This window comes from Latilactobacillus fuchuensis (assembly GCF_900258455.1).
GTDB classification, from domain to species: Bacteria; Bacillota; Bacilli; order Lactobacillales; family Lactobacillaceae; genus Latilactobacillus; species Latilactobacillus fuchuensis.
In genome coordinates, this window is sequence record NZ_LT984417.1 from 1,827,914 (window position 1) to 1,833,909 (window position 5,996).

The 5,996-nt window shown below is 43.5% G+C and carries 6 protein-coding genes; 1 reads left to right on the plus strand and 5 read right to left on the minus strand.

What is annotated here, in order from left to right:
- Positions 1 to 199: 199 nt before the first annotated feature.
- From rpsI to truA, 3 genes are all read right to left on the minus strand, one after another.
- A complete protein-coding gene (gene rpsI / locus LFUMFP_RS08720) occupies positions 200 to 592 on the minus strand; it encodes a 30S ribosomal protein S9 (RefSeq protein ID WP_025082670.1) in 393 nt (130 codons plus the stop codon).
- 13 nt (positions 593 to 605) lie between these two features.
- Positions 606 to 1,049, minus strand: a complete 444-nt coding sequence (gene rplM / locus LFUMFP_RS08725) for a 50S ribosomal protein L13 (protein ID WP_025082669.1) — start codon at positions 1,047 to 1,049, stop codon at positions 606 to 608.
- A 118-nt stretch (positions 1,050 to 1,167) separates the two neighbouring features.
- Positions 1,168 to 1,932 (minus strand): tRNA pseudouridine(38-40) synthase TruA, encoded by a 765-nt coding sequence (gene truA, locus LFUMFP_RS08730; protein WP_056950705.1) that lies wholly within the window; start codon positions 1,930 to 1,932, stop codon positions 1,168 to 1,170.
- A 147-nt stretch (positions 1,933 to 2,079) separates the two neighbouring features.
- On the opposite strand from truA, the gene LFUMFP_RS08735 reads away from it, so the two are divergent.
- Positions 2,080 to 2,640 carry a recombinase family protein gene (locus tag LFUMFP_RS08735; protein ID WP_025082668.1) on the plus strand — a complete coding sequence of 187 codons (561 nt, stop codon included), beginning with the start codon at positions 2,080 to 2,082 and terminating at the stop codon, positions 2,638 to 2,640.
- Positions 2,641 to 2,672: 32 nt separating this feature from the next.
- Here the strand turns inward: LFUMFP_RS08735 and LFUMFP_RS08740 are convergent, their stop codons facing one another.
- On the minus strand, positions 2,673 to 3,110 hold the full coding sequence (locus LFUMFP_RS08740; RefSeq protein WP_056950709.1) for a MarR family winged helix-turn-helix transcriptional regulator: 438 nt from the start codon (positions 3,108 to 3,110) through the stop codon (positions 2,673 to 2,675).
- Between the two features lie 319 nt (positions 3,111 to 3,429).
- Positions 3,430 to 5,996: MucBP domain-containing protein (locus LFUMFP_RS08745; RefSeq protein WP_158697739.1), on the minus strand; the 2,567-nt coding region annotated here is incomplete at its 5' end.

The window sequence follows — 5,996 nt, forward strand, 5'->3', positions numbered from 1 at the left end:
GCTGGCACAGCTACCGCAAGTCGCTCACCTCCACTTGTCAATTTTGAATCGACTGAGTCTGGCGCTTGCAATTAACGACTGCCTATTACTATATTACGTAAAGTGCGTTACTTTTTTGTCTAACCTATATAGCTACACAAAAAAACACCCTCCCACAAAAGTGAGACGGTGTTTCGAAATATTGATATATAAGAATATATTAACGTTTTGAGAATTGTGATGCTTTACGAGCTTTCTTAAGACCTGGTTTCTTACGTTCCTTCATACGAGGGTCACGTGTTAACATGCCAGCGCGTTTAAGAGCTGGACGGAAGTCAGGATCTACAGTTAGCAATGCACGTGAAATACCGTGACGGATTGCGCCGGCTTGACCAGAGAATCCACCACCGTTAACGTTTACCAAGATATCATAGCTATCTGTTGTTTCAGTAATTGTTAAAGGTTGTTTCATATCTAAAATCAAGTTAGCAAATGGGATATAGTCAACAACGTCTTTGTTGTTGATAGTGATTTTACCAGTACCGGGTACTAAACGTACACGAGCTACTGAATTTTTACGACGACCTGTACCGCTGTAAGTTACTTGAGCCACTATAGTTTCCTCCTTAAATAATGTCCGTGATGTCTAAGACTTCTGGATTTTGTGCTTGGTGTTTATGTTCGCCACCAGCGTAAACGTGTAATTTCAAGAATTGGTTATGACCCAAAGTATTCTTTGGTAACATACCTTTCACTGACATTTCGATTAAACGATCAGGTGTCTTTTCACGAATTTCGCCAGCTGAACGAGTCTTTAAACCACCAGGATGATTACTATGGTGATGATATAACTTGTCAGTTGCTTTTTTACCTGTTAATTTGATCTTTTCAGCATTGATCACGATGACGTTGTCACCTGTGTCAACGTTTGGTGTAAATGTTGGTTTATTTTTACCGCGTAAGATAGAAGCGACTACTGTTGATAAGCGACCCAATGCAATATCTGTTGCATCGATCACATACCATTTACGTTCTACTTCGCCTGGTTTAGCCATGTAAGTTGTACGCACGATTTATTCCTCCAATATTCTGTGTTTGTTTGACACTCAATAAGTTCCGGGGCCTATCGTGGGGCAAACAATACCAGATACTATAGTACCCTAATTTATTGATTAAGTCAATTGAATCTCAATTATTTTCATCAGTTTTATAATAAACTTCTTTCAAATATAAACCGCTAGCTGGCGCGGTTGAACGAGCCTCTTGTCGATCCTTGACTTCGTACAATCGTAAAAAGTCGTGGACGTCGCGGCGGCCATTGCCAATCTCCAATAAAGTGGCGACTAAAATCCGGACCATGTTGTACAAAAAGCCGTTGCCGTAAAACTCAAAAATCAGTTCGTTAGCTGACTCGTCGTATTCAACAGTCGCGTCATAAATCGTCCGCACTTTATTCTTAATCACCCCACCAGACGCTGCAAAGCTCGTATAATCGTGTGTACCCATCACATCAGGCATTGCCGCCTGAATACGACTGACATCGATTGGATACGGGTAGTGGCCCGTATAACGCCGTTTAAACGGATTGGTGTAATGACCAAGATCAACACGATACAAATACCGTTTACCACTGGTACCGAATCGTGCGTGGAAATCAGGAGCCGCCAGCTGACTGTCGACAACCTCCATATCAAGCGGTAGGAGGCTGTTCAATGCGCGTAGCATACTTGTAGCCGGCAAGAGCTTGGGATAGTCGAAATGGACAACCTGACCGTATGCATGGACCCCGGAGTCCGTGCGACCAGAACCATAGACTGCGACCGCCTCACCTTTACTCATTTTCATTAATGCTTTCTCGAGCGTGCCCTGGACGGTGCGCTGATTCGGTTGGCTTTGAAAACCCGCAAAATCAGTCCCATCGTAAGCAACGGTGACGCGATAACGTTGTGTCATACTATCCCTCATCTTAATTCAATGTTACTTTCTATTTTAGACGCTTTTCTGAAAAGTAGCAATCGCTTTTTGATAATTAGTCAGATTTAATCATATCGATAACATTGTTCTATATTGTATAATTATAGTTGAAAGGAGGTGTTCATGATGAAGTTTGGTTATGCTCGCGTCTCTTCCGCCGGTCAAAGCCTTGCAACCCAAATCGCACAGCTCAAGGCTGAGAAGTGCGATGTCATCTATAGCGAGAAGTTTACCGGCACAACAGTCCATCGACCACAATTCGAACGGCTGCTCAACCGCGTCCAGACTGGCGACACGATTGTCGTTACCAAGCTAGACCGATTTGCCCGCAACACCAAAGAAGCACTCGAAATTATTCAAGAACTCTTAGAAGCCCAAATCAAGATTCACATTCTGAATATGGGAATTATCGAAGATACGCCCTCGGGTCGCCTAATCTTCACGCTCTTTAGTGCGTTCGCCCAATTCGAACGGGATATGATTATCACCCGCACGCAAGAAGGCAAAGTCAACGCGCGACTAACGAATCCGGACTATCGCGAAGGACGCCAACTGACGTATACCGATCAGGAAATTCGGGATGCCCTCCATCTTCGACAAAACGGCGCAACGTTCGGATCAATCAGTCGAAAAACCGGCATTAGTGTCTCGACATTAAAACGCCGATTCAAATTACTACCATCTTAAAAAGCCTGCGCACCGGCAGGCTTTCTTTAATATTAACGACCCGGGATTCGATCTAAGACATGATTAGTTTGTTCTTGGAGCAATCCCAAATCAACGCCCTGGTCTGCCATGAAATCTTCACTAAACCACTGGAGATAGCCCAGATCCATCGCAGCTAAATCCGATTTACCTTCCGCCGTTAAAACCAGATGGACTTTCCGTTGATCGCTTGGATCATTATGTTTTTTGACAATTTTGTTCTTCTTAAAGAGGACGTTTAACTTCCGCGAAACAGCTGGCCGCGAAATCCCAAACGCATTGGCTAACAACGTCGGTTCATCGCAGTGATCAACAATTATATATTTCATGATTAAATATTGACCGTAATTGACATCGTATTGACTGGCAATAAAATCCATCTTCTGTTCGAGCTTCGTCACCTTGAGATACCATTCTTGAAAACTACGATAGGCGCCTTCGTTATTATCCATGTTGTTTTTCCTCATTCTTTCCCCCGTAAACACTATGTAACAAAAGTGGTCGCTAGCAAGTTTCGAGGCGAGCTACCGACCACTTCTTTTAATTGCAAATCACTTAACAATGCGGAATTCATCAACATTTATCGTAATTTAGCCTCATTATTCGAAGCTGTTTCATCTTACAACCACTTGATTGTTGTTCAATTTCTAATTAACAAACTTATAAATATTCCGATACAATAAAATAACCAACAAGTCCTCGATTGATTATCGAAAACTTGTTGGTTATTTAGATTAATCTCTGCTACGAGATACTTTAAACACTATTTCACTAATTTTTTCGTTTCTTGAAAGCCATTCCGACAATCGCGATCAGTAACGCGCCAACTACAGCTAGTAAACCGTTAGCTTGTTTAACCCCAGTTTGTGGTAATTTCTGGCGGTCATCAGCGACTTTAGTCGTTTTAGCCGCTGGTGCCACTTTTTCTGAAGGCGTTTGGTCGGTCGTTGTCTTCGGTTGCTTAACAGGTTGCTTAGGTTGTTCAATCGGTGTCGTTGATGCTTCCGGTTTAGTAACCGTCTTCGCATAAACGTAAGTGACCGACTGAGCCGCATCCGTTAATGTTCCGTTCGGATTCCCAATCACTTTTTGGAAGGTGTAACCGTCAACTGCGAGTTGAACGGCTTGGTAATTATCGCCAACATTACCGGTTAACGTCGCTGATTTTGCAAGCTGATTGCCCGCTTCATCTTGGTAATTAACCGTCACGTTACCGGCTTGAACCGGATTCTTCGTGTAAACGTAAGTGACTGTTTGAGCCGCGTTACTAAACGTGCCAGTCGGTGTGCCAATCACTTGTTTAAAGGTATAACCATCAATAGGTGTCTGAACCGCTTGATAGCCTGACCCAACATTACCGCTTAACGTCGCTGGATTGGCAATCTGCTTGCCAGCTTCGTCTTGATAATTGACCGTCACGTTAGCCCCTTGAACAGGATCTTTCGTATAGATATAGGTCACAGTTGGTGCATCTGTAGTGAAGTTACCGGTTGGTGCGCCCGTAACTGACTTATAACTGTACCCTGCAACGGCCTTTTGAATGGCATGATATGGTGTACCAATATTGCCGGTTAAGATCTCAGTTCCCGCAATTGTTTGACCATTTTCATCGACATATTTAACCGTTTGATTAGCGATTTTAACCGGTTTATCGGCATCTTTCGTGTATACGTAAGTGACCGTTTGAGCATTAGCCGTAAAACGACCATCCGGTGCGCCAGTCACGGCTTTGTAATGATAGCCAGTGATTGTTGCTTGAACAGCGTGATAACTAGTATCAATATTGCCAGTCAAGATGGCTGAAGCGGCTAATTGTTTGCCGGCTTCGTCTTGGTAATTGACCGTCACGTTAGCGCCGGCGACTGGGTTCTTCGTATAGACATAAGTGACCGTTTGCGCGGCATTACTGAAAGTGCCTGTTGGTTGACCAATCACTTGTTTGTACGTGTAACCAGTAATTGAGGCTTGAACTGCTTGATAGGCAGCCCCGACATTACCGGTTAAGATTGCTGGTTTCGCAAGTTGGTTGCCAGATTCATCTTGGTAGTTAACAGTGACGTTAGCGCCTGCGACTGGGTTCTTCGTATAGACATAAGTGACCGTTTGCGGTTTGTCCGTAAAGGTTCCTTTGGCATTATCCGTTACTTGTTTATACGTGTAACCATCGATTGAAGCTTGAACTGCTTGATAGGCGGCTCCGACATTACCAGTTAAGGCTTTAGCGGGAGCAATTTCGTTGCCAGATTCATCGACATATTTAACTGTCACATTATCAGCTTTTTTAACATAATGATACGTAATGGTTTGGACATCATCCGTGAATACATCATCGGCTGTCGCGTTGGTTTTGACCATCGCGTAGCCCTCGACTTTTGCTTCTTCGGCGTTGACCTTATCACCAACATTACCACTTAATGTCTTAGACTCAGCCAATTTTTTACCATCTGCATCGACATAGTTAACCGTAACGTCTTTGCCGATTTTAGCATACTGATACGTAATTGTTTGCGCATCATCCGTAAATACATCATTCGCGGTTGCATTAGTTTTGACCATTGCGTAACCGGCAACTTTGGCTTCTTCGGCGTTGACTTTATCACCAACATTACCGCTTAACGTTTTAGAAGTAGCTAGTTTTTTACCAGCTGCGTCTACATAGTTAACCGTAACGTCCTTGCCGATTTTAGCATAGTGATAAGTAATCGTTTGCGCATCATCTGTGAATACATCGTCGTCGGTTGCATTAGTTTTGACCATTGCATAACCGGCAACTTTGACCGCTTCACTATTAACCTTATCACCGACATTACCACTTAACGTTTTAGAAGTAGCGAGTTCTTTACCAGCTGCATCGACATAGTTAACCGTAACGTCCTTGCCGATTTTAGCATAGTGATAAGTAATCGTTTGGACATCATCCGTGAATACATCATCGGCGGTCGCGTTGGTTTTGACCATCGCGTAGCCACCGACTTTTGCTTCTTCGGCGTTGACTTTATCACCAACATTACCACTTAGCGTTTTAGAAGTAGCTAGTTTTTTACCGGCCGCATCCACATAGTTAACCGTAACGTCCTTGCCGATTTTGGCATAGTGGTACGTGATTGTTTGCGCATCATCCGTAAATACATCGTCGGCGGTTGCGTTGGTTTTGACCATCGCATAACCGGCAATTTTGGTTGCTTCACTATTGACCTTATCGCCGACATTACCGCTTAGCGTTTTAGAAGTAGCTAGTTTTTTACCAGCTGCGTCTACATAGTTAACCGTAACGTCCTTGCCGATTTTAGCATAGTGATAAGTAATCGTTTGGACATCATCCGTAAATACATCGTCGG

Bases quoted from the DNA above. Each gene is read 5' to 3' on its own strand.
- truA (WP_056950705.1), bottom strand. From the start codon at position 1,932: ATGACACAACGTTATCGCGTCACCGTTGCTTACGATGGGACTGATTTT.
- LFUMFP_RS08735 (WP_025082668.1), top strand. From the start codon at position 2,080: ATGAAGTTTGGTTATGCTCGCGTCTCTTCCGCCGGTCAAAGCCTTGCA.
- LFUMFP_RS08740 (WP_056950709.1), bottom strand. From the start codon at position 3,110: ATGGATAATAACGAAGGCGCCTATCGTAGTTTTCAAGAATGGTATCTC.